This is a genomic window from Enterococcus sp. DIV1328a (assembly GCF_050536905.1).
GTDB lineage: Bacteria > Bacillota > Bacilli > Lactobacillales > Enterococcaceae > Enterococcus > Enterococcus faecalis.
This window is the reverse complement of sequence record NZ_CP172912.1, coordinates 1,624,982-1,650,259: the sequence shown is the minus strand read 5'-3', so window position 1 is coordinate 1,650,259 and position 25,278 is coordinate 1,624,982. Positions and strand designations below refer to the sequence as shown.

The following is a 25,278-nucleotide window of genomic DNA, read 5'->3' as shown; positions in this document are numbered from 1 at the left end:
TTGCTATATAAAGAAGTAAGTGAGGTGAAGAAAATGGAACGTAAAATTATTCTGGCAACACATGGTAATTTCGCTGCAGGGATTCAGACATCATTAGCTTTAATTTGTGGTGAAACAAAGAATGTGGAATGTCTTTGCGCTTATATGGAACAACCTTATGATTTAGCCAAGACGGTCAAAGACATTTTAAAGAACAATCAACAAAATGAATTAATTGTGATTACAGACCTATTTGGCGGAAGCGTGAATAACGAATTCTTTAATTATGTGGGGAAACAAGCAATGCATTTAATTTCAGGATTAAATTTAGCAACATTAATTGAAATATATACCCAAATAAATACTGTTGATTCATTAGTTGATTTAGTAAAACGTGCCGTTGAAAACGGACAAGAAAGTCTTTGTTATTGTAATGAGTTATCTAGTAAAGAAATTTTAGAAGAAGAATTTTAGGAGGAAATGAAATGATTAAATTGTTAAGAGTCGATCATCGATTGTTACATGGTCAAGTGGCTTTTTCATGGACCCAAGGCTTAGGCGCCGATTGTATTTTAATCGCAAATGATGACGTACCTAAAAATGATATTCGAAAAACAACCATTAAGCTAGCTAAGCCAGCAGGAGTAAAACTGGTCATTAAAACGATTGAAGATGCGATTGCCGCACTAAAAAGTGGTGTTACAGAAAAATACAAACTTTTTATTGTAGTTGAGAGTGTGGAAGATGCTTATCGATTGGCTACTGCTTATCCAGAAATAAAAGAAATTAACTTAGGAGGGATGAAAGTAAGGGAAAATACTCGAAACATTTCTAAAGCAATTAATATCACACCGGATGAAGAAAAAATGGTTAAAGAATTGGTCGCAAATGGTTGTGAAGTTGAAATTCGACAAGTCCCAAATGACAAAAAAGTAGCAGCATTAAATGTCTTGTAGAAAGGAGAAATAAAAATGATAGGACAAGCGATTCTTTTAGGTTGCATCGCTTTTATTGCGCAGTCGGAATATGCTTTAGGAACCTCGTTGCTTTCAAGACCAATTGTAACCGGTTTATTTGTCGGAATTGTATTAGGTGATGTCAAAACGGGCGTAATCATGGGCGCGACCTTAGAGTTAGCTTTCATCGGTTCTTTTTCAGTGGGCGCATCAATCCCACCTGATGTAGTGACTGGTGGGATTCTTGGTACAGCGTTTGCTATTACTGCTGGCGCAGGAACAGAAACAGCCTTAGTCTTAGGCTTGCCAATCGCAACGTTAACGTTGATTCTTAAAAATATTTATTTGGGTTTGCTCATCCCAATCATGAGTCAAAAAGCTGATCAGTATGCTGAAGAAGGAGCATATAAAGGGGTGGAGCGCATGCATTTACTTGCAGGCTTTGGCTTATCGTTCATGCTAGCGCTCATTGTAACTATTTCATTTGCCGTGGGCAGCAACACCATTAAAGGCTTACTTGATCTGATCCCTGAATTTATTCAACATGGGTTGTCTGTTGCAACGGGGATTATTCCAGCGCTAGGATTTGCGATGCTTGCACGCTTACTGATTAACAAACAAGTAGCGCCATATTTCTTTTTAGGCTTCGTCTTAATGGCCTACTTTAAGTTACCTGTAACAGGAGTAGCAATTTTGGGTGCCATTACAGCAGTAATTGTTGTGAATATCATGAATTATGCCAAAGGAAAGAATGAAACAATACAAACAACAAGTGGGGAGGTAATTGATGATGACGAAGACTTCTAAAACTAAGACAGAAAACTTAATTACAAAAAAAGAACTTAATCAAGTCTTTTGGCGTTCATTCCAAATGGAATTTTCATGGAATTATGAACGTCAGATGAATATGGCTTATGTCTATGCCATGATCCCTATTTTAAAGAAATTATATCCTCAAAAAGAAGAGATGGCGGCAGCTTTAAAACGGCATCTTGCTTTCTTTAATACCACGCCGCATATCGTGACGTTTATTTTAGGAATTAATGCTGCAATGGAAGAAGAAAATGTTCTGGACGAAAATTTTGAAGTTGGAACAATCGATAGTATTAAAACCTCGTTAATGGGACCTTTAGCTGGTTTAGGTGATTCCTTTTTCTGGGGAACCTTACGCTTGATTGCAACAGGTGTTGGAACTTCGTTAGCTTTACAAGGGAATGTGTTAGGGCCAATTCTATTTTTACTCATTTTTAACGTCCCCCATGTGATTGTTCGTTATTTACTGAATCGTTGGGGCTATAAATTAGGAACTGGTTTTCTCAAAAAAATTCAAGCAAATGGCATGATGGAAAGTCTCACATTAGGCGCTTCAATAATTGGCTTGATGGTGGTAGGTGCTATGACCGCCTCCATGATTGATTTAACTATCCCGATTACAATCAGCGGAAGTGGCAAAAATGCAGTCACGGTTCAAAGTATCTTTGACGATATCATGCCTAAATTATTACCGCTTGCATCCTTTGGTTTTGTTTTTTATTTATTGAAAAAAGAAGTAAAACCTTTAGCGATTTTAGGTGGCATGGCAATTGTCGGAATTCTTGGCTCATTAATTGGTCTATTTTAGGAGGCAAAATATGAAAACGATGCTGGATTATATAAATGAGGAGCAAGTAGCCCTAACTCAGATTCTTAACCAATTTCAATTAACTGATACAGACGTTTCAAAGGTCACGCACTGTCTAATTTTAGCAACTGGCTCGTCACATAATGCTTGTCAGGCGGCTAAAGTTTACCTTGAAGAAGTGGCGCCTATTTATGTGGAAATCCAAGAGCCGTTCAATTTTGCTCATTATGGCAAAGTGGATGATCGGTTTGATCTGGTCGTAGCGGTTTCGCAAAGTGGTAAAAGTGCTTCAACAATTGATGCCATTGCAAAAATTAAAAACCAAACGTCTGTAAAAACAGTGGCCTTGACAAGTGATGTCACCAGCCCGATTACGGAGGTTGTGGATGAAGTCCTGGATTTAAAAATGGGGCTTGAAACAGTTGGTTTTGTCACAAAAGGCTATACGGCAACACTTTTAAATTTATTTCTATTTGGTTTGAAACTGGGCTATCAAAAGCATCAATTAACAAAAGTAGAGGTTGAAGAAGAATTAGCAAAACTTGCCAAAGCAATTCAGGAAATCGATTCGGTGATTTATAAAACCGAACAATTTTGGCAAAAAACGAAAAAAGAATTAACAGAGGGGACAAGATTTATCGCAATTGGTTATGGGCCTAATATTGGTACGGCAAAAGAGTTTGAGACGAAGTTTACAGAAACAGTTCGCTTACCTTCCCAAGGATTTGAAGTCGAAGCCTATATGCATGGGCCTTATCTTGAAGCGGATACTACACATCTTTTGTTTTTTATTGAAAATCAAAGTCCTATTCAAGCACGTAGCCAAGCCTTGAAAAACTATCTAGCCAGTTATGTTGGCCAATGTTACACAATTACAACGCGTTCAACGAGAGCATTAAATACGTTAGAGTTAGCAAGTGATGTCGAAGAAAAAATTAGTCCTTTATTATTAGTTATTCCATTTCAATATTTGGCGTATCAAGTAGCTACAAGTAAAGGAATTGATTTATCTCAACGGATTTTTGATGATTTTGATTGTGTCCTAAAAAGTAAAATAGCAAAGAAAGAGGGAGATCAGCCATGTTAAAATTTAATGAAGAACAACAAATCAAAGACATACGAGGTGCCTTAGCCTTGCGTTCAGATGTTGAAAAAGTTGTTGATCAAGTTTGGACGAAAGGATTTGATGCGGTCTATTATTTAGGAATCGGCGGTACTTATGCTTCAGCCATGCAAGCAGTTACTTATGCGAATGGAAAAAGTAATTTACCAATCTATGTTCAACATGCTGCTGAGTATTACACAACAGGCAATAAACGTTTAACAGAAAAATCATTCGTCATCTTGTCTTCCGTTACTGGGACAACACAAGAAGTGGTGCAAGCCGTTCAAGAAATCAAAAAGGTCGGCGCAACGTTATTTGGTTTTATCGATGCAAAAGACAGTCTTTTAGCAGATTTATGTGATTATGTGGTGACTTATCCAGCTCCAGGAACTGAGCAAATCAAGTTCTTTATGGTAGCTGATCGTTTAATGCAAAAAAACAACGAATTTACAGATTACGAAAATTATTACCAAGAATTGGAAGAATATTTGCCTACAGGTTTAGCTGAAGCCGAAAAAAGTGCCGATGCGTTTGGCTTAGCTTTTGCGGAAAAACATCGTCATGATAGCATTCACTATTTTATTGGCGCAGGAAACCAATGGGGAGCGGTCTATTCTTATGCAATGTGCTATTGGGAAGAGCAAAGTTGGCTTCGTTCAAAATCAATTCATGCAGCAGAGTTCTTACATGGAACGCTAGAAATTGTAGATGAAACTACGCCAGTAACGTTGTTTATTGGAGAAGACGAGCAGCGACCGTTGGCAGAACGAGTAGCAAAATTATTGCCGAAAATCTGTGCCAATTATACAATTATTGATTCGAAAGCGTATGAACTTCCAGGAATTAGTGAAAAATATCGTGGCCGAGTTGTTTCATTTCTCCTAATGCATGCGGTAACGCAACGCATTGATGCGCATGTAGAAAAATTAAATTGTCACCCATTAGAGATTCGTCGTTATTATCGTCAATTTGATTACTAAGACAAAATAGCCTCTTTTTCCAGCAAGCCTGTGGTAGACTGAAGAGAGAATACTTCAGAAAGTAGGAAAACCAATGACAAAACCGAAAATCTATACAGTGACCTTTGCCAGTGTTTACCCGCTATACATCCAAAAAGCAGAACGTAAAAATCGAACGCAAGCGGAGGTTGACGAAATTATTTACTGGTTAACTGGTTATGATGAAAAAGGCTTGCAACAACAATTGGCTCAAAAAGTAACGATGGAAACATTTTTTGAAGAAGCACCCAATTTTAATGAAAACGCCCAATTGATCAAAGGCGTAATTTGTGGCTATCGCGTGGAAGAAATTGAAGATCCTTTAATGCAAAAAATCCGTTACCTAGATAAATTAATCGACGAATTGGCCAAGGGAAAAGCGATGGAAAAAATTTTAAGAACATGAAGAGGTCGGGACAGAAGTGTTTAACTCCGAGAACCAAGTAGGTACTGTTTAACATCTATTTGCTTTGCAAATAGTGTTTCTCAGCAATAAGAAGGAATTTCCGAAAATTGTTCTTTAATTTTTGGAGAATTTCGGCTTATTTCCGAAGGAGTTGCTTCTGTTCCCGCCGTTTATCAGTTTTTGAGCGTGGGACAAAAATTCAAAGTGATTTTTGTCCCACGCTCTTCATGTTTTCTTGTACACGGAATTTAACTATTTCCTGTATTAACGAAAGAGGTAACTCTTGCGTGTAGGGAAATTGAATGGCACCTTTCGAGGTTTTAAAAGGGCGTAATTCTTTGCTGAAACGTTGGATGGCTGATGGCGTAGGATAGAAACCTAAATGTTGCTTGGCCGCCGCAAAATGCACTAAATTGCCATTTAAGTAAAAGGTCGGCATTCCATAAGCAATTTTTTCAGTAGTCTCCTGAGGAACAACCGCTAAAATTGCTTGGTAGATTTCTGTTAACTGTGTTTGATGTTGGGATTGCTGGCGTATATAGTTTGCAATGATGGTCATCTAAAAACACCTTCGTTTGTTTCAGTATACTATGTAAAAAATAAAAGGCGAAGAGGATACAAAAAAACCGTCTAGTATTTTTTCTTTACTAAACGGCTTTTAGCTTAAATAACTACCTAAAGGGTCTTGCATGGAAATGTTTGTCACTCCTTAGTTTAATTGTTTTAAGTGTGCAATTGCTTCTTCAATTGTGTGACCAGTTGCTGTTTTACTTTCATTTTTTGCATCGAAAACAATGAAAATATTTTTGTCTGTGTCTAATTGAATACGGTATTGAATGTTTTTTACTTTGTAAGTCATAGTTATTCTCCTTTCATAAAGTACTCTAAAAAGGCGACGATAACTGATAACGAAATTCCATTGTTACTATACCACTGGAAAATTATTTTTGCAACAAATAACATTTTTTCTTTACCATTCCTTAGACTTCTTTGCTAGCTACTTCTTTACATTCTTTTTCAAGAAGCATAAAATAAATACATTACTAGTTTTTGAATAGGAGATCGATGTGAAAAAGAGAGTTGAGAAATTTAGACGACGGCCCTACCGCTACCTTTTGTATGGAATCGGGTTCATCTTATTAATTATTTTTAGTAATTTATATTTGCAATGGTGTCAGAATAACTTGTCTGTTGATTTAGCCTTCAAGTTTGCTTTTTCGTGGCATACGGAAAAGTTTTTCTTAGGTTGTTTTGTGCTAAGCGTTTTTTTACTTTTTTTATGTAGTTTGGCAGGTTCATTAGGAGTTGGCGCTCTTTTATATAGTGTCATAATAGGTGTTTTAGGATTTGCGGACTATCAAAAGATGTTTTATCGTGTCGAACCTATTTACCCAGACGACTTAAAAATGATCACAGAAGTTAGTTTATTAAAAGAAATGGTTGGTTTATGGCCGTTTATTTTTGTGGTAGCGTTAGGTTGTGTAGCACTTTTTTTCTTAGGAAAAGCCTTTTATAAAAGTTTCTTTTTATCGAAGAAAAAACAAACGATTCGTGTGTTAAGTCTTGTTCTTTCGATTGGTCTATTTTCATATATTGGTGATTTTAACAATCCGCAAAATTTGTTACGTAAAGCCTATAATAAAACCGCGTTATGGATTCCTTACAGCCAAAAAATGAATTACTACAATACAGGATTTATTGGTGGTTTTCTATATAATTTAAAAGTAGAGGCTATGGACCAACCAAAGGGTTATTCAAAAGAAGCTATTTCAGAAATTACTCAGAAATATCAAAAGTTGGCCGAGGCGAAAACAGTGCCGAGCAATGAGCAACCCAATATTGTGTTTGTCATGAGTGAAAGTTTTTCAAATCCAGATCATCTGAAAGGTTTGTCCATTATTGGTAACCCTTTAGCTGATTATCAGCAAATCGCTGATAAAACTTACAGTGGCCAGATGCTTTCACAAAACTACGGGGGCGGAACTGCGAATATTGAATTTGAAGCCCTAACAAGTTTTTCGATGGAATTAATGAATGCCCAAATGACTACACCTTATACGATGATGATTCCTAAGATGACGGAATTGCCTTCCATTGTTTCATTACTTAAGGAACAAAAGTACCAAACAACGGCTATTCATCCGTACAATACATCTATGTATAAACGAAAAGATGTGTATAAAATTTTAGGTTTTGATCAATTTATCAATGAAAAAACAATGAACTATACGGATAAACTAGAAAATAATCCTTACATTTCAGATCAAGCAGCGTATCAGGAAGTGACGACACTGCTTAAAGAAAAAGAGCAACCGCAATTCATTCATTTAGTTACTATGCAAACACATATGCCCTATGAAAATAAATACACAACGTCCAATTATTTTTCTCAAGGAAACGGCAATCAAGTCGCGCTCAATAATTACTTGCAAGATATTGCCTACAGTAGCGAAGCTTTGAAAAATTTCCTACAAGAAATCGAAAAAATGCCCAAACGCACATTAGTCGTTTTTTGGGGAGATCACTTACCAAGTATTTATGATGAAAACATTCAAGCGTTGAATGAAGGGGCAGCCCTTCACCAGACAGAATTTCTAATGTATGATACGGCGAACCAGTTAATAGAAAAAAATCAGCATCAAGCAACTATTAGTCCATTTTATTTTGCTCCCTCACTTTTCCAACAAAGCGGTTTACCGCAATCGGGATTTTACGCTATGTTAAATGAGGTACAAGGACAATTGCCTGCTTTTGAAAAGGGGAATTACTATCTCGGTGGGGAATGGAAAAAAACAGTAGAAATGAATAAAAAGCAAGAACAACTATATGAGGAATACCGACTGATTCAATATGACATTGTTTCAGGGAAGCAATATAGTTTAGAAAATCAATTTTTTAGCTAAAAAAAACACACGAAATATTCGTGTGTTTCTTGATTTTTTATTTTAAAGTTTTACGATAAACAATGACATAATAGCTGAAAGCTAACAGACAAGCAAAACTTAAAAAGTAAAGCGGTAAGACCCAAATGGTACCATTGTGAAAGTAACTAATCAAATAGGTAAAGAAACTAACAAACAAGTAATAGACAAAACTAAAAATTCCACTGGCAGTACCAATTACAGATTCATAGCCTTTTAAGGCCATACTTAAGGCATTGGGCAAAGTAATATTAATCCCTAAGAAAAAGAGAAAAATAAACAAAATAAGACCAATGATTGATTCAAATTGTGTCATTATTAATAAACAGCAAGCCGCAAAGATACTTAGCAGCAAACCAGCAAAGGCAATTTTTTCCGCTGACCAATATCCTAGCAACCAATTGATAAGAAATGCAGCAAGAATACTAGACACAGCTAAAACTAAACCAAGAAAGCCATATTGGACACTGCTAAAGCCAAAGTGATTGATGAAAATAAACGGAGCTTCTGCATAGTAGCTAAACAATAAACCATTAATGCCCCCAATCAATAAGCCGTAGCACCAAACTTTCGAGTCGAAGGAAAGGCGTTTCGCCACGGACCAAAAAGGCGCTTTCGTTAAGGTATTTCCTAAGTGAAAGGTTTCTGGTAAACGATAAAAACTATAGAAAAGTAATAGAACAGCCATGACAATTAAGGTGCTAAAGACATGCTGATAGCCAAAATAGGTTTGAACAAGTCCGCCGACTAAGGGTCCGATGGCAGGAGATAGCGATAGGGCAGCGCTTGTTTGAGCAAAAATTTTCCCTCTTTGAAGATCGTTAAAGCTTTCCCGCATCATCGATTGAGTAATAACAGAACCAACGCTTGCACCAAATGCTTGAATTAAACGGAAGAATAACAGCCAAGGAAATGTCGGACTCAAAAAAAGGCCAATATTTCCAATTAAATAGCATAAAATTCCTAATAGCATAGCTGGGCGACGTCCAATCGTATCGGATAGAATTCCCCAGAATAAAACGCCAACGGCAAAGGCAACAAAATAAATACTCATGGTTAATTGTGCCACGCTATCGTGAATGTTAAAAGCAGAACTCAGCGCTGGTAAAATAGGTGTGAAAATCGACTCGCTGATTTGTGGAAATCCCACAAGCAAAATAATAATTAGTAATGATGGGACGGTGTTTCGGGTGTTTTTCATGATTTTTCTCCTTAAAAGTTTAATCTAATCAAAAACACCCATTGTCTTTTACAACCGCCAAATTTAAAATAAGTAAAATAATGTCACCAACTTTCCTTGAAATTTTTTATTATACAAAGTCTAAATGAAGAAGCGCTTCTTCTTGACTAAATTCATAAGTGTAGCGACCGGATAAACCGGCAAGCTCACCTGATGCTTGAAATAGTTCACCTGGGCAGTCTAAAAGACCCTGTGTAAACGTCCCTTTTTCGCAAGCAGTAAAGGTGCCTTTTTTTCCTAAATAAGTTCCTTCGAAATGTAGGAAACCGACCACTTGAGCCACAGCTTCAAGCCCATCAGCCATTGAAGAGCCTTGATAAGTCATTAAGTATTCCACAGAAGCTGTCCCAGATAAGGCGCCTGACAATTGATAAGTAGCGGTCGCTTGATTCACTGGGAAATTTTCATTAAGATTGTCAATCGGTTGTTCTTGCCAACTAGATACAGTAAATGATGCTTGCTCCATTGCTGTCCCTTCTTTCTTATTAATAAGAATAGGGTAGCGGGAAGCGCACTATTTGTCAACAATCCACCACTTTAACTCTTCATTTTTTGCACAAAAGAATGTAACGCTAAGCGGTTGATGTGATAAGCAGTTCCTTGTTTTTGAATAAAGCCGCGCTCTCGAAATTGTTTGAAGGTATAAATAAGATGGCGATAACTAACCCCTAAGTATTCGGCAATCTCAGTATGTTTTTCTTTATAAACATCTTCGTGATTAGCGGCAACCAATAGCAATTCCGCTAGCCGATAACTTAGTTCATAGGTCTGATTCGTTGTAAAGTGGTCCACCCGTTGGAGCATTTTTTTCCCTAGATAATGGCTGAGTTGCTGCATAAAAAGTACCTTGTTTTTTAAAACAGTTTCTGCGTAAGCTAAAGGTACAGCCAAACAACAGGTTTCACCTAAGGCGATAACGTCCTTGGTTATCGTTTCCGCTTGAACTAATGTTAAATCGCCAATTAAATCACCTGTCGTTAAAAACTGAACAATGGATTGGCGGCCATTGCGTTCTGTTTTTAAAATTTTCGCTTTTCCTTTGATTAAATAAAAAAGATAATTTAATGGCTCTGCTTGGTGATGAATGAATTCTTGATTTTCAAAATCGATAATAAAACTGTGTTTTAAATCAGTTTCATTAAAAAAAGGCGTATTTTTAGCTAATTCTTGTTTCGGTGATCGTTGGTAGGCTGTTTTAAGCATTTTTTCTCCTTATAATAGGAGATATCTCCTATTTGTTTCTTCCATTGTAGCACATAATAGACGTATCAAGAGTAGAGGAGTTTTTATAATGTGGAAGAAAAAAATTGTACTATCGTTTCTTTTTTATTTAATTAGTGCATTGGGCATCAGTTTGACAATTCAAGCAGGCATCGGGGTTAGCAGTTTTAATGCGTTTAATGTGACCTTTGCAACACTTACACATTTAAAAGTCGGAACTGTTACCACAGCTATCAATTTCGCTTTTTTAGGCACGTGTTGGTTGTTAGATCAGCAGCGTAAAATTCAGGACTATTTGATTATTTTGGTGGCGTTAATTGGCTTTGGTTTTGTCATTAATTTTTTCTTATATCAATTATTTGGTTCGCTTGTTTTTCAAAATTATTTGGTTAAAATTGTTCTATTTATTTTAGGGACAATCATAGCAGGAATTGGGACAGGACAGGTAGTTGCGCTAGGTGTTTTGCAATTTCCCATTGAAAAATTTTGTACACTTATTTCTGAAAGAACGCGCTATAGTTTTCAGTTTTATCGTTATTTAGTTGATATTTTTTGTGTCAGTTTAGCACTAGGATTGTCCATTAGTTATCATTTGCCGATTTTTGTTCGTGAAGGAACCGTGATTAGTCTTTTCTTACTTTCTTGGGTTATTAGTTGGTCGAGAAAGCGGGGACAACAGCGTATTTTACGAATACAAATCAAGAAACTGGAATCCGAATGAAAGGATTTCAGTTTTTTTCAAATGAGCAGAACTTTTATTTGAAAAAAAGAGTGGAAAACGGTATACTAATTAAGTAATTATTCATAACATTGGTTCTCCAATCAATGTTAAATAGTTTTTTCATGAGGGAGTAACTGACAGTATTTATGCTGTGACAACATCACCAACTCCGAAAGCAATTTCTGGTGTTGTCTTAAACGGTGAGACTTATGTATGTTCGACGAAGTAGCATACACAAGTCTATTTTTTTTCATTTATTTTTGATGAAATGTAAAATAGTACTTGAAGGATGCTGCAAAAAATAGAGGAGGAAGAACATGTCAGAAGAAAAGAAAACACAATTGTCTGAAGCATTTTACGCACAAGACGACACAGTTGTTTTGGAGAAAATGAACACAACAACTGATGGATTAAGTGCACAGGAGGCTCAAAAGCGTTTAGAAACGTACGGGGAAAATGTGCTAGATGAAGGGAAGAAAAAATCACTTGCCGTGAAATTCTTTGAGCAATTCAAAGATTTTATGATTATTGTTTTATTAGCGGCAGCGGTCATTTCAGCCGTCTTTTCCCATGATGTGGTAGACTCGATTATCATCTTAGTGGTTGTTATCTTGAACGCCATCTTTGGGGTCATCCAAGAAGCTAAAGCGGAACAAGCCATTGAAGCATTAAAAGAAATGTCTTCACCAAATGCGAATGTTCGCCGTGATGGACACGTCATTACTGTTAAAAGTGATGAATTAGTGCCAGGTGACATTGTTTTATTAGAAGCAGGGGATGTCGTTCCAGCCGATTTACGTTTATTGGAAGCGAATAGCTTAAAAATTGAAGAAGCAGCGTTAACCGGTGAATCTGTTCCAGTTGAAAAAGAAGTAACCATCTTAGAGGGTACCGATATTGGTATCGGTGACCGAATCAATATGGCTTATTCCAATAGTAATGTGACGTATGGACGTGGTCTTGGCGTTGTGGTTGGCACAGGAATGAATACAGAAGTCGGTAAAATTGCTGGCATGCTAGCAAGCGAACAAGAAACGGAAACGCCTTTAAAACAAAACTTAAACCAATTGGGTAAAATGTTAACAATTGCCATTCTAGTTATTGCAGCGGTGATGTTTGTGGTAGGAATGATGAATGGTCGTTCATGGATTGACATGTTATTAACGTCAATTTCGTTAGCTGTAGCGGCAATTCCAGAAGGATTACCAGCGATTGTCACGATTATTTTGGCTTTAGGGACCCAAAAAATGGCCAAGAAAAATGCGATTGTCCGTAAGTTACCAGCCGTTGAAACATTAGGAAGTACAGATATTATCTGTTCAGATAAAACAGGTACACTAACCTTAAATCAAATGACCGTTGAAGCGTTGTATACAGATGGTCAAGTTTTATCTGCTTCCACAGAAATCCCTACCGATAATATGGCTTTAAAAATCATGAACTTTACGAATGATACAAAAATCGCTCAAGATGGTTCATTAATTGGTGACCCAACAGAAACTGCCTTAGTACAATTTGGTTTAGATCATGCGTTTAACGTAACCGAAAAAGTAGCAGCTGAACCTCGTGTGGCAGAGATTCCTTTTGACTCTGATCGTAAATTAATGACTACTGTTCATGAATTAAAAACAGGTGGCTTCCTAGTTTCTGTCAAAGGTGCACCAGATGAATTATTGAAACGTTGTACGGAAATCTTATCAAATGGAGAAACAAGTCCATTAGATGAAACAAAACGTCAAGAAATTTTGAAAACAAACACCTCATTAGCGAAACAAGCCTTACGTGTTTTAGGAATGGCTTATAAATATGTTGAGACGATTCCAGCCGAAATGAGTTCTGAACTTGTGGAAAAAGATTTAACATTTGCTGGTTTAGTCGGTATGATTGACCCAGAAAGAAAAGAAGCTGCAGATGCTGTAAAAGTCGCGAAAGAAGCGGGTATTCGTCCAATTATGATTACGGGTGACCACCGTGATACAGCAGAAGCAATTGCGGCACGTTTAGGCATCATCAAAGAAGGCGACGACGATGCAGTCATTACAGGCGCTGAATTAAATGAATTGTCAGATGAAAAATTCGCACAAGTCGTGGGACACTACTCTGTCTATGCTCGTGTTTCACCAGAACACAAGGTTCGGATTGTTAAAGCGTGGCAACAAGAAGGAAAAGTGGTTGCGATGACTGGTGATGGCGTAAATGATGCCCCAGCCTTAAAAGCTGCTGACATCGGCATTGGTATGGGGATTACCGGAACAGAAGTATCAAAAGGTGCTTCAGATATGGTCCTTGCCGATGATAACTTTTCAACAATTATTGTGGCAGTAGAAGAAGGACGTAAAGTTTTCTCAAATATCCAAAAAACGATTCAATATTTACTTTCAGCTAACTTAGGGGAAGTATTAACCTTGTTTATTGCAACAATGCTCAATTGGGATACCTTGTTACCTGTTCACTTATTGTGGATTAACTTAGTAACGGATACTTTCCCAGCGATTGCGTTAGGTGTGGAACCAGCAGAACGTGATGTGATGAGCCATGAACCTCGTGGTAAAAAATCGAACTTCTTCTCTGGCGGCGTTTTAAGCAGTGTTGTTTACCAAGGGATTACGCAAGGGGCATTGACTTTGATTGTGTACAAAATGTCAATTATGTTCCCAGCACATACCGCAGCTAACACAAACTTATCGGCGCAAGCGTTGTATGATTTACAACACGGCGATGCTTTAACCATGGCCTTCGCTACTTTGGGATTAATTCAATTGTTCCATGCCTTTAATGTGAAGTCGATTTATCAATCAATTTTCAAAGTTGGCTTATTCCGCAACAAATCATTTAACTATGGGATTCTTGTTTCGTTCTTGCTATTAGCTGCAACGATTGTTATTCCAGGATTTAATGATTTATTCAGCGTTACACATTTAGATGCATATCAATGGGCAATTGTAGCAGGTACTTCTTTTGCTATCATCCCAATTGTGGAAATTGTGAAGTTCTTCCAACGTAAAGCAGGTAAAGGTGCTTAATAAATAAGAAAAGAAAATTGGCTGGTACTTAAACCAGTCAATTTTTCTTTATGTAAGGAGTGAAAGGGCTTGAAACGGAAAATTATTTTCGAAACACAACGACTTATTGTCAGAGAATGGCAGTCGGAAGATGAAGTGGAATTGAAAAAATTTTTGCAAGATGAAAATGTGATGTATGCCTATGAACACGCTTTTTCTGATGAAGAGGTTGCAAACTGGCTAAAGTGGAACTTACAGTCCTATCAAGAATACGGCTACGGCTTATGGGCGTTAGAGAAGAAGCGAACAGGCGAAGTCATCGGCGAGTGTGGTCTCACCAATCAATTAGTAAAAGGTAAGAGCTATCCAGAAATTGGTTATCATTTATGTGTGAAAGAATGGCACAAAGGGTATGCGATTGAAGCTGCCGCAGCGGCAAAACAGTACGCATTCGATGTATTAAATTTTCCAGAAGTTATTTCAACGATTCGTGATACGAACTTAGCCTCTATGAATGTCGCTATTCGAAACCAGATGCTTGTTAGGGATCGATACATTAAAACATACCGTGGCAAAACGATGCCTCACTATGTTTTCTCTGTTAAAAATCAAAAGAATGAAGACTGAAAAAGTGCCACTTGTCAGATGGAATAGAAAAAGTGTAAAATGGAGTGAAAGAGAAAAGGGAAAAGAGGGATGGTTATGAGACCAAATTTAGGATTTTACGTTCAAACAATTAATGATATCGTTAAAACAACAGAAGACATTGGCGAAGTCATGAATCCATATTACGAAGAAGTTCGTCAAGCGATCGATAAGAATAAAGTGAATGATTTAACAGCCGAACGAATTGCAGAAATTCAAGCAAAATTTAAAGAAGGTACTGAAAAATATGAATTAATGCTCAAAAAAGTCGGAACATTAAAACCAACACCACAAGTACTTGGCATTCACAAAAAATTTCAACATGCTTATACAGAATATGTAGCAAGATGCAATGAAATGATTTTAGCAACAGATCCAGAAACAGGCATTGATGCAGATTTATTTAACGCTTCAGAAGAAAAGCAAGACCAAGCAACGGATGAATTAACCTTTGCCATTACGCGAATGAGCAACATTCTTTTGAAAAAATAAAAAACTAATAAAAATAACTAACGAATTTAATATTTTTTTCATGTCTTTTTTATGGACAAAAGAGAAAGTGTATTGTATTATTAATTCATACCAACAACAACCTTTTTATTTTTCATTTTACTCTTATTGAGTAAATACTCCTTTTCCATCGGCAAAACTGCCGGTGGTTTTTTTGTTATTTTTTTTATTTTGATAATAAAACAACCTTTGATTTTATTAAAATCAAAGGTTGTTTTAGCTTGTTAATTTTCAACATTTCGCACATAATCATCAAAGTATTGAATTAACTCTTTCTTGATTTGTTGATAATCTGCTTCAGAATAGTTCTTTTCTTCTAGCGTACCATTAAAAAATGGCAAATTTAGTTCTTCTTTTAAACGTTCAATCACTTCTTCTTGCTTCATAAGGACCCCTTCTCAACGAATTGTTCTCTTCTATTATAGAACATTGTAGTCATCCGTCAATTGTTCAAAGGCAATTTTCATTTCCTCTAGACGTTCATTCAATTGATTGGTTTCATCTTCTTCATTGAAAAAATGTTGTTTTAATTCAAAATAAAAATTTTCGAAGGCTTGGAAAAAAGGCTCAGACTTGTTGTTTTCAAGAGCAGGAACACTTGTGTAGAGAACACGAGCGCTATGGTAGTAAGTGAAAACCTCGTTAATATTTAATAAAATACGCGCTTCTTCTGGGCGTGGTCGACTTGTAACTAAGTCATGTAAAGATAAACTTTTTGTATGGGTTTCAGATAAATAAAATAAAAATAGTTCCAATTGCTCTTTCGTTGCAGACATGAAAACTCCTCCTCAAACAGTAGTAACATTTATTATAAATGAAAATGAAAGTGCTTGAAAAGCAATGCGCTCAGCAAAAATAATTATTTTAAGGGAAAACTATAGTTGTTGCTTTAGCATTCTTTTTAATCATGATAAACTGAGAGAAGTATAATAGGTCCTGACAGAGGAGGAAACAAATGAAAATTGTGATTATTGGTGCATCATTCGCAGGTATTTCCGCAGCAATTGCTTCAAGGAAAAAATATCCCCAAGCAGAAATTTCTTTAATTGACAAACAAGCAACAGTGGGGTATTTATCTGGTGGCTTAAGTGCGTATTTTAATCATACCATCAATGAATTACACGAAGCACGTTACATAACGGAAGAGGAATTACGTCGTCAAAAGATTCAGTTGCTTTTAAATAGAGAAGTCGTGGCAATGGATGTTGAGAACCAACTGATTGCTTGGGCGCAAAAGGAAGAACAACAGTGGTATTCTTATGATAAATTGATTTTAGCGACAGGCGCGAGCCAATTTTCCACGCAAATTCGTGGTAGTCAAACAGAAAAATTACTCAAATATAAATTTTTATCAGGTGCTTTAGCGGCTGTTCCATTACTGGAAAAGAGCCAGACAGTAGCCGTCATTGGTGCAGGACCCATTGGAATGGAAGCTATTGATTTTCTTGTGAAAATGAAGAAAACGGTCCATGTCTTTGAAAGTTTAGAAAATCTATTGCCTAAATATTTTGATAAAGAAATGGTTGCAGATGTTCAAAAATCTTTGGAAAAACAAGCAGTAATTTTCCATTTTGAAGAAACGGTCCTAGGAATTGAAGAAACAGCAAATGGTATTGTTCTTGAAACAAGCGAACAGAAAATTTCTTGTGACAGTGGGATTTTTGCTTTAAACTTACATCCTCAATTAGCCTATTTGGATAAAAAAATTCAACGAAATCTGGATCAGACAATCGCGGTGGATGCTTATTTACAAACTTCAGTGCCAAATGTTTTTGCCATCGGAGATTGCATTTCAGTTATGAATGAACCAGTCGCGGAAACTTTTTATGCTCCGTTAGTGAACAATGCGGTACGAACTGGCTTAGTAGTCGCCAACAATTTAGAAGAAAAAACACACCGATTCATTGGCTCTTTGCGAACAATGGGAACAAAAGTGGGGGACTATTACCTTGCTAGTACAGGTCTAACCGAAACGGAAGGTTTATTTTTTCCGCAAACACTTGCTTCCGTAATTGTTAGACAGCCAGCGCCGCCTCTACAACATGGGACAGAAATTTTAGGCAAATTAATCTATGATAAAGTGACACAACGGGTCCTTGGGGCACAGCTTTGTTCAAAAAACAATTGTTTAGAAAAAATAAATACGTTAGCATTAAGTATCCAAACAGGTCAGACACTGACAGACCTATTACAAAAAGATTATTTTTATCAACCTTCCTTAACCAATATTTATGATATTACAAATTTGATGGGTGCTTCGGCTTATTGGAGAGAGAACGATGAAAGTTGAGACGTTATTGGAAAAGAAAGCGATGCGACAATTATTAACGGTGCAACAAACCATCTTAGCAGGCGGTACCTGCTCAGTCTCTGATTTAACAGCATTTTTAGCGGTCACAAAAGCCTCCTTTGAAAAAGACTTAGAGGATTTACATTATTTTTTGAAACCTTTTGGACAGGATTGTCAGCTTACTTATGATGGCCAACAGCTATCAATCACCTTATCGGATTTTTTTTCGTTGAATCATTTAATTGAAGCATTTGTAAAAGAGTCTCTTAAATTTCAACTTTTAGATTATTTATATCGTAATAAAGAGTTTTCTATTGTTCAATTAACGACTAAATTTATGATTAGTGAGTCTTCTTTATTTCGAAAGATTAAGGAACTCAATCAATTGTTAGCCGCCTTTGATTTGCAAATAAAAAATGGACAACTACAGGGAGAAGAATTGCAGATTCGTTACTTTTACTTTCAGTTGTATTGGTATATTACTCCCTATGAAACACACCAGAAAAAAACGATGTCCCCGTTAAATAAACGGATAATTGAAGGGATTGAAACTGGCTTAGGTTTTACTTTTAATGAACATAATGCGTTAAAAGTTAGCCTTTGGTTGAGTATTACGAAAAAGCGCCTAGCGGTTACTTCAAAAAAATATCAACAATTGAGAAAGAAAATGATTGATTTTAAAGAAGATCCGTTATTTAAGCAAGTTCGACAATTGTTTTTCCGTTTTTCTAGTCGCTATTCATTAGAATTAGACGAAGGAGAAAGCATGATTCATTTTGTTTTTCTAATCACAATGTCGGTCTTACCAGAATCAGCTTTTGATGAATATTCCTTAATTCGGGGACGTCGTTCCGCTGTTTCTTTAGCTGATACGTTTATCTTGGAAAATGTGGTCTTGTATTATCGGCCCCATAAATTTGAACCTACTCTTGAGAAAACCATGGCTTACTATTTTTCACAAATTCATGGAAAACTGTATTTTTTTAAAGGAGAATTGGAAGTCTTTGATCGGGCCCATATCTGGGAAAAAGAACAGCAATTATCTAGTCGGGAATTAGCTTCTTTTTCAACAACGTTATTAGAAAAAGCTTTAGCTTGTTTTGATGAAACGTATCAACCAGGAGATAGTTTGCATGAACTTTCTCTGGTCAAATATTTAAGCGTGTTGGCATTAATTGAATTTAAAATGATTGGTGAAATAAAAATTGGAATTCATTTAGCAATGGATGCTCTTTATCAAGCGGCGTTAACACAAGTATTAATGCTTAGTCTTAAAAATATGAATGGCACGCTGGTGGAGAGGTATCAGCCTGAACAAACATATGATTTAATTGTGACCAATTATCAGCAAACGAGCTATCAAGGAACACCGGAAGTCTATGTTTTGTCAGAATTAAGTTCGACCTATGATGTGCAACAATTAAAAAAGAAAATACGCACCTTGCGGGAGAAATAAACAAAAGGTTGGTGTGACGGAAATTGTCTGATCCTCGCACCAGCCTTTTTACAACTAAAAGTCGAAAATTAGGCTTTTTTAAACAAAAATGTTTCTTTTTATTGAAAAATTAGAGATAATAAAAGTATTATTGAAAGCGTTGTCTTTGTTGGTTTTAGTAGAAATCCTTTCAATTTTTTTAAAATAAAAAAAGTTTTTGACATGTTTAGTTATTCTTTTATTTGTAAGATAGGGACATAAAGAAAACGATTTCAAAAACGTTTAGGAGGAATTATCATGGCAGAAGAAAAATACATTATGGCGATTGATCAAGGAACGACTAGTTCTCGTGCAATTATTTTTGATAAAAAAGGAAACAAAATTGGTAGTTCACAAAAGGAATTTACTCAATATTTTCCTAATGCAGGTTGGGTGGAACATAATGCCAATGAAATTTGGAATTCTGTTCAATCCGTTATTGCAGGTTCTTTAATTGAGTCAGGAGTGAAACCTACAGATATTGCTGGAATTGGGATTACAAACCAACGGGAAACAACCGTTGTTTGGGACAAAGCAACTGGGTTACCCATTTATAACGCAATTGTTTGGCAATCACGCCAAACGACACCTATTGCCGATCAACTAAAAGAAGATGGCTACAGCGAAATGATTCATGAAAAAACTGGGTTAATCATTGATGCTTATTTCTCAGCAACGAAGGTTCGTTGGATCTTAGATCACGTAGAAGGTGCGCAAGAACGTGCAGAAAATGGAGAATTGATGTTTGGAACAATTGACACTTGGCTCGTTTGGAAATTAACGGGAGATACTCATGTCACTGATTATTCAAATGCAAGTCGGACGATGTTGTTTAATATCCATGATTTAGATTGGGATCAAGAAATTTTGGATCTTTTAAATATCCCACGAGTGATGTTACCGAAAGTCGTTTCGAACTCTGAAGTGTATGGATTAACAAAAAATTACCATTTTTACGGAAGTGAAGTACCTATCGCTGGGATGGCTGGTGACCAACAAGCCGCTTTATTTGGTCAAATGGCCTTTGAACCTGGGATGGTTAAAAATACCTATGGAACAGGCTCATTTATTGTCATGAACACTGGCGAAGAACCTCAACTTTCTAAAAATAATCTGCTTACCACTATTGGCTATGGCATTAACGGCAAAGTATATTATGCCTTGGAAGGAAGTATCTTCGTGGCTGGTTCAGCGATTCAATGGTTACGAGATGGCTTAAAAATGTTGCAAACGGCTGCGGAATCTGAAGCAGTAGCCAAAGCGTCAACAGGGCACAATGAAGTTTATGTGGTTCCTGCATTCACTGGTTTGGGTGCACCATATTGGGATTCACAAGCGCGTGGGGCTGTCTTTGGATTGACACGCGGTACCACGAGAGAAGATTTTGTCAAAGCGACACTTCAAGCAGTTGCGTATCAAGTTCGTGACATTATTGACACGATGAAAGAAGATACAGGCATAGACATTCCTGTCTTAAAAGTAGACGGTGGAGCAGCAAACAATGATTTCTTGATGCAATTCCAAGCAGATATTTTAAACACTGCTGTTCAAAGAGCCCATAACTTAGAAACAACGGCCTTAGGCGCAGCTTTCTTGGCGGGCTTAGCGGTTGGCTTCTGGAAAGACTTAGAAGAAATCAAAGCATTCCAAGAAGAAGGACAACAATTTGAACCCATTATGGCGGAAGAAGAACGAGAAGATTTATATGAAGGTTGGCAACAAGCAGTAGCAGCTACCCAACAATTCAAACGTAAAAATAAGTAAATGGAAAAGGGGAATTTTCTATGACTTTCTCAATAGAAACACGCCGACAATCAATCGACGCTTTAAAAACACAACACTTAGATGTCTTAATTATTGGTGGTGGCATTACTGGCGCAGGCGTTGCCCTGCAAGCCAGTGCCGCTAAAATGAAGACAGGGTTAATTGAAATGCAGGATTTCGCAGAGGGCACCTCTTCACGATCAACCAAATTAGTTCATGGTGGTATCCGCTATTTGAAAACGTTTGACGTGGAGGTGGTAGCAGATACAGTGAAAGAACGAGCCGTCGTTCAATCCATTGCACCACACATCCCTAAAGCGGATCCCATGTTATTGCCGATTTATGATGAGCCAAATGCAACATTTAATCTATTTTCTGTCAAAATAGCAATGGATTTATATGATCAGTTAGCTGATGTAACAGGTACCAAGTACGCCAACTATCTGTTAACAAAAGACGAGGTTTTGGCACGTGAGCCACAACTAAAAAGTGAAGGTCTACAAGGTGGCGGTGTTTATTTAGATTACCGAAATAATGATGCTCGTTTAGTTATTGAAAATATTAAACAAGCAGTAGCTGACGGGGCACATGCTGTGAGTCGGGTTCAAGCGGTGGGCTTTTTATACAATGATGAAGGGAAAATTACTGGCATTCAAGCAAAGGACCTACTAACTGACGAACAGTTTGAGATTCACGCAGATGTTGTGATTAATACTACTGGTCCTTGGTCAGATAAATTAAGAGGCTTAGACAAAAACGATTCATTTACACCACAAATGCGTCCAACCAAAGGGGTTCATTTAGTTGTCGACAAAAGCCGTTTAAATGTTCCTCAACCAACGTATTTTGATACAGGTAAACAAGATGGCCGCATGGTCTTCGTTGTTCCAAGAGAAGAAAAAACATATTTTGGGACGACGGATACAGATTACCATGGAGACTTTCAACATCCAACAGTAGAACAAAGTGATGTGGATTACCTATTGGAAGTAGTCAATAATCGTTATCCAGAGGTACAATTGACAATTGATGATATTGAAGCCAGCTGGGCTGGCTTACGACCTTTAATTTCTGCTAACGGTGGCTCAGATTATAACGGGGGAAACAATGGCAAACTTTCAGATAAAAGTATTGATGAAGTCATTGATGTCGTTGACAGATACCAAAAAAACCAAACAGATAAACGAGAAATTGAAGAAGTCCTAAACCATCTAGAAGACAGTTTGGTGGAAAATAAAGTCAATCCTTCAGCTGTCTCTCGAGGCAGCTCATTGGAAAGATCAGCGGATGGCTTGCTCACTTTGGCTGGTGGGAAATTAACAGATTATCGTAAAATGGCAGAAGGTGCGATGAAAATGATTCAAACCATCTTAGCAGAAGAATACCAAAAAGAATTCACCTTAATTGATTCTAAAAACTATCCAGTTTCAGGCGGAAAATTGAACCCTGCAACGGTAGACGAAGAATTAGAAGCGTTGGCAAAACATGGCGTGTCTAAAGGGTTAAGTGAAAAGGATGCACTATACTTAGCTCATTTATATGGCTCCAACGTACCAACTGTTTTTGAAATGATTGATGATGCCAAAGTAATTCCTGGTTTAACCTTAACAGAAACTGTCTCTTTAAACTATGCGATGGAAGAAGAAATGGCTTTAACACCCGTCGACTTTTTATTGCGACGGACCAACCACTTATTATTTATGCGTGATCGTTTGGACCAAGTGAAAGCGGGAGTCATTGAAGAAATGGCACAGCATTATCAGTGGACAGCGGAAGAAAGAGCACGACACATTGAAACATTAGAAAAAGTAATTGAAGAATCAGATTTAAAAAATTTGAAAGTAGGGTGAAGAAAAAATGGGAACTTCGATGATGACACAATTATTCGGTGAATTTTTCGGAACGATGATTTTAGTTTTACTAGGGGATGGCGTCTGTGCCGCAGTTAACTTGAAGAAAAGCAAAGCCTTTGCTTCTGGTTGGGTCGTTATTGCTTTAGGTTGGGGCGCTGCTGTTACATTAGCTGTTTACATGTCTGGGTATATGAGTCCAGCGCATTTAAATCCTGCTGTAACGGTTGCGATGGCAATTACTGGAAACTTTGAATGGGGCATGGTTTTACCTTATATCGTAGCTCAAGTCCTAGGCGGTTTTATTGGTGGTTTAGTTGTCTGGTTAGCTTATTTACCCCATTGGAACATTACAGAAGACAAAGGTGCTATTTTAGGAACCTTCGCCACTGGTCCAGCTGTCCGTAACTATCCAGCCAATGTTTTAACAGAAATTATCGGCACATTTGTCTTGGTTTTTGGCTTACTAGCCTTTTCTCAAAACGACTTAGCGGCTGGCATTAACCCAATGCTTGTTGGGATTTTGGTCTTAGGACTAGGTCTATCATTAGGCGGACCTACAGGTTATGCAATTAACCCTGCACGTGATTTAGGACCTCGTTTAGCGCACCAAATTATTCCTGTGAAAACAAAAGGTGATTCTGATTGGGCTTATTCTTGGGTGCCAATTGTGGGACCTATCTTAGGTGCTTCATTAGCTGCAGTAATTTATTTATTCACTATTTAATAAAATGAAATGTAAATAGTTGTTTTAGACAATAAAAAACGCTTGTGAGAAGTAATCAATTCTTGCAAGTGTTTTTTGCTACATATTAAACAAAAAAAGATTTCGTTAGACATTTAGACAATTTGTCCAAATGCGGAACAGAACAATTTTCCTATATGATACAATAAAAGTGCACAAGTAATTGGGGGAGTAACATTTCATACTTATTTGTCAATTTTAAGCTGGACAATGTGTTCAGTAATATATACTAATTTAAAAAGGAGTACATGATTTGAATGGGATAATGGTTTTGTTAGTGGGGACTGGGTACATTGGTTGGGTTATTTATAGAAATGGTCGTACGTATTTCCGTTATAAAAAAAATCTAAAAAAATATCAAACGACGCACCATCTAACGGACAGTGACCTAGAGATGTACCAAAGAATTATGGACGAATTAAAAAAACAAATTATTTATTTAAACGAACTAACGAATAAGTCACGAAATTTAAAAAAAATTGAACAAGTAGAACTGGGTGTTGCTTCCGCTAAGGGCATCTTTAAACACTTAGTGAAGTATCCTGAAGCAATTACTCATTTTAGTGATTTTTTATATCATAAGGTACCAGAGATTTTACGAGCATCAGAACGGTTTTTAAGCATTAAAGAAGATAAATTGTCAACAGAAGAAATAACACTTGCAACCAATGGTATCTTAAGTACCATACGAGTGTTGTCGGAAAGTATCACAGATGATTATGAAAGATTAGTCTCCGAAGCATCTGAGGAAATTTCCTTATCAAAAAAATTAGTGGAGAGAAAAAATGGCTAAACAAAAGAATTTTTATGATACATATGATGCGCTTTTTCAAAAGCCAAAATGGTCGTTTTTTCCTGTCACAAGAACAGACACAGTAAAGCAACTTCCTAACCCCAATAAAAAAGTGGTAAAACCACAGACGAAAAAAAAGAAAAAACAAAAAAAGAACAAAAAAATTATTTGGATAGGCATTGCTGTAGCAATTGGCTTTATAGTATATATTGATCTTGCGGAGAAAGATGATTATTGGGATTACTCCGCTTCATCAGAAGATGTTTATCCTTTAAAAGAAGCTGGACTTACCACAACTGGACCTGTTGATTTAGAAAAACCACTAAAAGTCACAATAGAAGAAAATAAACTTTTATTTAATCAAGGCTATCAAATAGAAATTATCGGCGATGCCGATATTGAAACCAGTGGCGGAAAGAACTTTTTAATTTTACCTTCTACAGAGGAGTATCCAGATACAAAATATCTAGGCAATATCAGTTTTTATGAAAAAAGAGACTATTATACATCGGCAGGTATGTACCTTTCTGGCAATCTTGTCAACAGTCTTTCTGATTATTTGGATACAAGTAAAGAGTTTATCAAAGCATACCCAATTGATAAAATTGCTGATGTACAAACCGGCTATATTTTAAAACGGAATCAAGGATATACAGACATCTCAAAATATTATCTCTTTAAAGATGGGACGGGATTTGAATTAGAAGTCTCTGTTGACCAATTGGAAAAGGTCAAAGATCCCAAAGACTATTCTTCTTTTGTAAAAACATACGCAAAAGAAGTCGCTTTTATAGAAAAAAGTTTTAAATTTGAGTCTACTGATGAGGAATCTCGATAGAGAAACTAGTTTTCAGCTTCAAGTAGCGCCTAGTAACATCTTTGTTGAAAAAATGTAAGAGCCTGAGACAAAAAACACTTTGGATTTTTGTCTCAGGCTTAAAAACTGATCAGCGGTGGAAGCGTAGCACTTTAAGGACTGAAGTACGACGTGTACCCACTTACTAGATTGTCTTTGAAGGTAACGTAGAAAAGAACAG

The 25,278-nt window shown here is 36.7% G+C and carries 26 protein-coding genes; 19 read left to right on the top strand and 7 right to left on the bottom strand.

Annotated features, from left to right (window positions below; genetic code table 11):
• Positions 1-33: 33 nt before the first annotated feature.
• The 7 genes from IGL93_RS07980 (at position 34) to IGL93_RS07950 (ending at position 5,065) form a co-directional block, all read left to right on the top strand.
• A complete protein-coding gene (locus IGL93_RS07980; protein WP_002389037.1) occupies positions 34-453 on the top strand; it encodes a PTS sugar transporter subunit IIA in 420 nt (139 codons plus the stop codon).
• A gap of 11 nt (positions 454-464) precedes the next feature.
• Positions 465-935 carry a PTS sugar transporter subunit IIB gene (locus IGL93_RS07975; RefSeq protein ID WP_002357106.1) on the top strand — a complete coding sequence of 157 codons (471 nt, stop codon included), beginning with the start codon at positions 465-467 and terminating at the stop codon, positions 933-935.
• Positions 936-950: 15 nt separating this feature from the next.
• Positions 951-1,742, top strand: a complete 792-nt coding sequence (locus tag IGL93_RS07970; protein ID WP_002357107.1) for a PTS mannose/fructose/sorbose/N-acetylgalactosamine transporter subunit IIC — start codon at positions 951-953, stop codon at positions 1,740-1,742.
• Positions 1,723-2,556: a PTS system mannose/fructose/sorbose family transporter subunit IID gene (locus IGL93_RS07965; RefSeq protein WP_002384383.1), complete on the top strand. Its 834-nt coding sequence runs from the start codon at positions 1,723-1,725 to the stop codon at positions 2,554-2,556. Before IGL93_RS07970 ends, IGL93_RS07965 begins: the two co-directional genes overlap by 20 nt.
• Before the next feature lie 10 nt (positions 2,557-2,566).
• Entirely contained in the window at positions 2,567-3,643 is a 1,077-nt protein-coding gene (locus IGL93_RS07960; protein ID WP_010713284.1) for an SIS domain-containing protein, read from the top strand.
• Positions 3,637-4,641 (top strand): SIS domain-containing protein, encoded by a 1,005-nt coding sequence (locus tag IGL93_RS07955; protein ID WP_002369188.1) that lies wholly within the window; start codon positions 3,637-3,639, stop codon positions 4,639-4,641. Before IGL93_RS07960 ends, IGL93_RS07955 begins: the two co-directional genes overlap by 7 nt.
• A gap of 73 nt (positions 4,642-4,714) precedes the next feature.
• Entirely contained in the window at positions 4,715-5,065 is a 351-nt protein-coding gene (locus tag IGL93_RS07950; protein ID WP_010775947.1) for a DUF2200 domain-containing protein, read from the top strand.
• 199 nt (positions 5,066-5,264) lie between these two features.
• On the opposite strand, the gene IGL93_RS07945 is transcribed toward IGL93_RS07950, so the two are convergent.
• On the bottom strand, positions 5,265-5,624 hold the full coding sequence (locus IGL93_RS07945) for an iron chaperone (RefSeq protein WP_002400669.1): 360 nt from the start codon (positions 5,622-5,624) through the stop codon (positions 5,265-5,267).
• A 150-nt stretch (positions 5,625-5,774) separates the two neighbouring features.
• Positions 5,775-5,924, bottom strand: a complete 150-nt coding sequence (locus IGL93_RS07940; protein ID WP_002357118.1) for a hypothetical protein — start codon at positions 5,922-5,924, stop codon at positions 5,775-5,777.
• Between the two features lie 208 nt (positions 5,925-6,132).
• Here IGL93_RS07940 and IGL93_RS07935 point away from each other — a divergent pair, with 208 nt between their 5' ends.
• The gene (locus tag IGL93_RS07935; RefSeq protein ID WP_033625033.1) at positions 6,133-7,968 is read left to right on the top strand and encodes an LTA synthase family protein; all 1,836 of its coding nucleotides are present in this window, start codon (positions 6,133-6,135) and stop codon (positions 7,966-7,968) included.
• Positions 7,969-8,005: 37 nt separating this feature from the next.
• On the opposite strand, the gene IGL93_RS07930 is transcribed toward IGL93_RS07935, so the two are convergent.
• From IGL93_RS07930 to yeiL, 3 genes are all read right to left on the bottom strand, one after another.
• Positions 8,006-9,187 carry a multidrug effflux MFS transporter gene (locus IGL93_RS07930; protein WP_010775945.1) on the bottom strand — a complete coding sequence of 394 codons (1,182 nt, stop codon included), beginning with the start codon at positions 9,185-9,187 and terminating at the stop codon, positions 8,006-8,008.
• A gap of 109 nt (positions 9,188-9,296) precedes the next feature.
• Positions 9,297-9,692: a DUF3224 domain-containing protein gene (locus tag IGL93_RS07925; RefSeq protein ID WP_010775944.1), complete on the bottom strand. Its 396-nt coding sequence runs from the start codon at positions 9,690-9,692 to the stop codon at positions 9,297-9,299.
• Between the two features lie 71 nt (positions 9,693-9,763).
• Entirely contained in the window at positions 9,764-10,429 is a 666-nt protein-coding gene (gene yeiL, locus IGL93_RS07920) for a transcriptional regulator YeiL (RefSeq protein ID WP_002362037.1), read from the bottom strand.
• 88 nt (positions 10,430-10,517) lie between these two features.
• On the opposite strand from yeiL, the gene IGL93_RS07915 reads away from it, so the two are divergent.
• From IGL93_RS07915 to IGL93_RS07900, 4 genes are all read left to right on the top strand, one after another.
• Positions 10,518-11,168 carry a YczE/YyaS/YitT family protein gene (locus tag IGL93_RS07915; RefSeq protein ID WP_002385840.1) on the top strand — a complete coding sequence of 217 codons (651 nt, stop codon included), beginning with the start codon at positions 10,518-10,520 and terminating at the stop codon, positions 11,166-11,168.
• Between the two features lie 317 nt (positions 11,169-11,485).
• Positions 11,486-14,191, top strand: a complete 2,706-nt coding sequence (locus IGL93_RS07910; RefSeq protein WP_010707395.1) for a cation-translocating P-type ATPase — start codon at positions 11,486-11,488, stop codon at positions 14,189-14,191.
• 69 nt (positions 14,192-14,260) lie between these two features.
• Complete coding sequence (locus IGL93_RS07905; protein WP_002364151.1) at positions 14,261-14,797, top strand: GNAT family N-acetyltransferase; 537 nt, start codon at positions 14,261-14,263, stop codon at positions 14,795-14,797.
• A 69-nt stretch (positions 14,798-14,866) separates the two neighbouring features.
• Positions 14,867-15,307: a hypothetical protein gene (locus tag IGL93_RS07900; RefSeq protein ID WP_025192696.1), complete on the top strand. Its 441-nt coding sequence runs from the start codon at positions 14,867-14,869 to the stop codon at positions 15,305-15,307.
• Positions 15,308-15,549: 242 nt separating this feature from the next.
• On the opposite strand, the gene IGL93_RS07895 is transcribed toward IGL93_RS07900, so the two are convergent.
• Positions 15,550-15,711, bottom strand: coding sequence for a hypothetical protein (locus tag IGL93_RS07895; RefSeq protein WP_002357133.1), 162 nt, complete (start codon positions 15,709-15,711; stop codon positions 15,550-15,552).
• A 33-nt stretch (positions 15,712-15,744) separates the two neighbouring features.
• Entirely contained in the window at positions 15,745-16,101 is a 357-nt protein-coding gene (locus IGL93_RS07890; protein ID WP_002357135.1) for a hypothetical protein, read from the bottom strand.
• 179 nt (positions 16,102-16,280) lie between these two features.
• Between IGL93_RS07890 and IGL93_RS07885 the strand changes: the two genes are divergently transcribed.
• From IGL93_RS07885 to IGL93_RS07855, 7 genes are all read left to right on the top strand, one after another.
• The gene (locus IGL93_RS07885) at positions 16,281-17,615 is read left to right on the top strand and encodes an FAD-dependent oxidoreductase (protein ID WP_002374545.1); all 1,335 of its coding nucleotides are present in this window, start codon (positions 16,281-16,283) and stop codon (positions 17,613-17,615) included.
• Entirely contained in the window at positions 17,605-19,071 is a 1,467-nt protein-coding gene (locus IGL93_RS07880) for a helix-turn-helix domain-containing protein (RefSeq protein ID WP_002385844.1), read from the top strand. The genes IGL93_RS07885 and IGL93_RS07880 overlap by 11 nt, the downstream gene beginning before the upstream one ends.
• A gap of 276 nt (positions 19,072-19,347) precedes the next feature.
• Positions 19,348-20,853: a glycerol kinase GlpK gene (gene glpK / locus IGL93_RS07875; protein ID WP_002357138.1), complete on the top strand. Its 1,506-nt coding sequence runs from the start codon at positions 19,348-19,350 to the stop codon at positions 20,851-20,853.
• A gap of 20 nt (positions 20,854-20,873) precedes the next feature.
• Positions 20,874-22,703, top strand: coding sequence for a type 1 glycerol-3-phosphate oxidase (glpO, locus tag IGL93_RS07870; RefSeq protein WP_002379559.1), 1,830 nt, complete (start codon positions 20,874-20,876; stop codon positions 22,701-22,703).
• Between the two features lie 7 nt (positions 22,704-22,710).
• Entirely contained in the window at positions 22,711-23,430 is a 720-nt protein-coding gene (locus tag IGL93_RS07865; RefSeq protein WP_002357140.1) for an MIP/aquaporin family protein, read from the top strand.
• A 283-nt stretch (positions 23,431-23,713) separates the two neighbouring features.
• Positions 23,714-24,241 (top strand): 5-bromo-4-chloroindolyl phosphate hydrolysis family protein, encoded by a 528-nt coding sequence (locus IGL93_RS07860; RefSeq protein ID WP_025188812.1) that lies wholly within the window; start codon positions 23,714-23,716, stop codon positions 24,239-24,241.
• A complete protein-coding gene (locus IGL93_RS07855) occupies positions 24,234-25,079 on the top strand; it encodes a hypothetical protein (RefSeq protein WP_002369202.1) in 846 nt (281 codons plus the stop codon). The genes IGL93_RS07860 and IGL93_RS07855 overlap by 8 nt, the downstream gene beginning before the upstream one ends.
• The last annotated feature ends 199 nt before the right edge of the window (positions 25,080-25,278 follow it).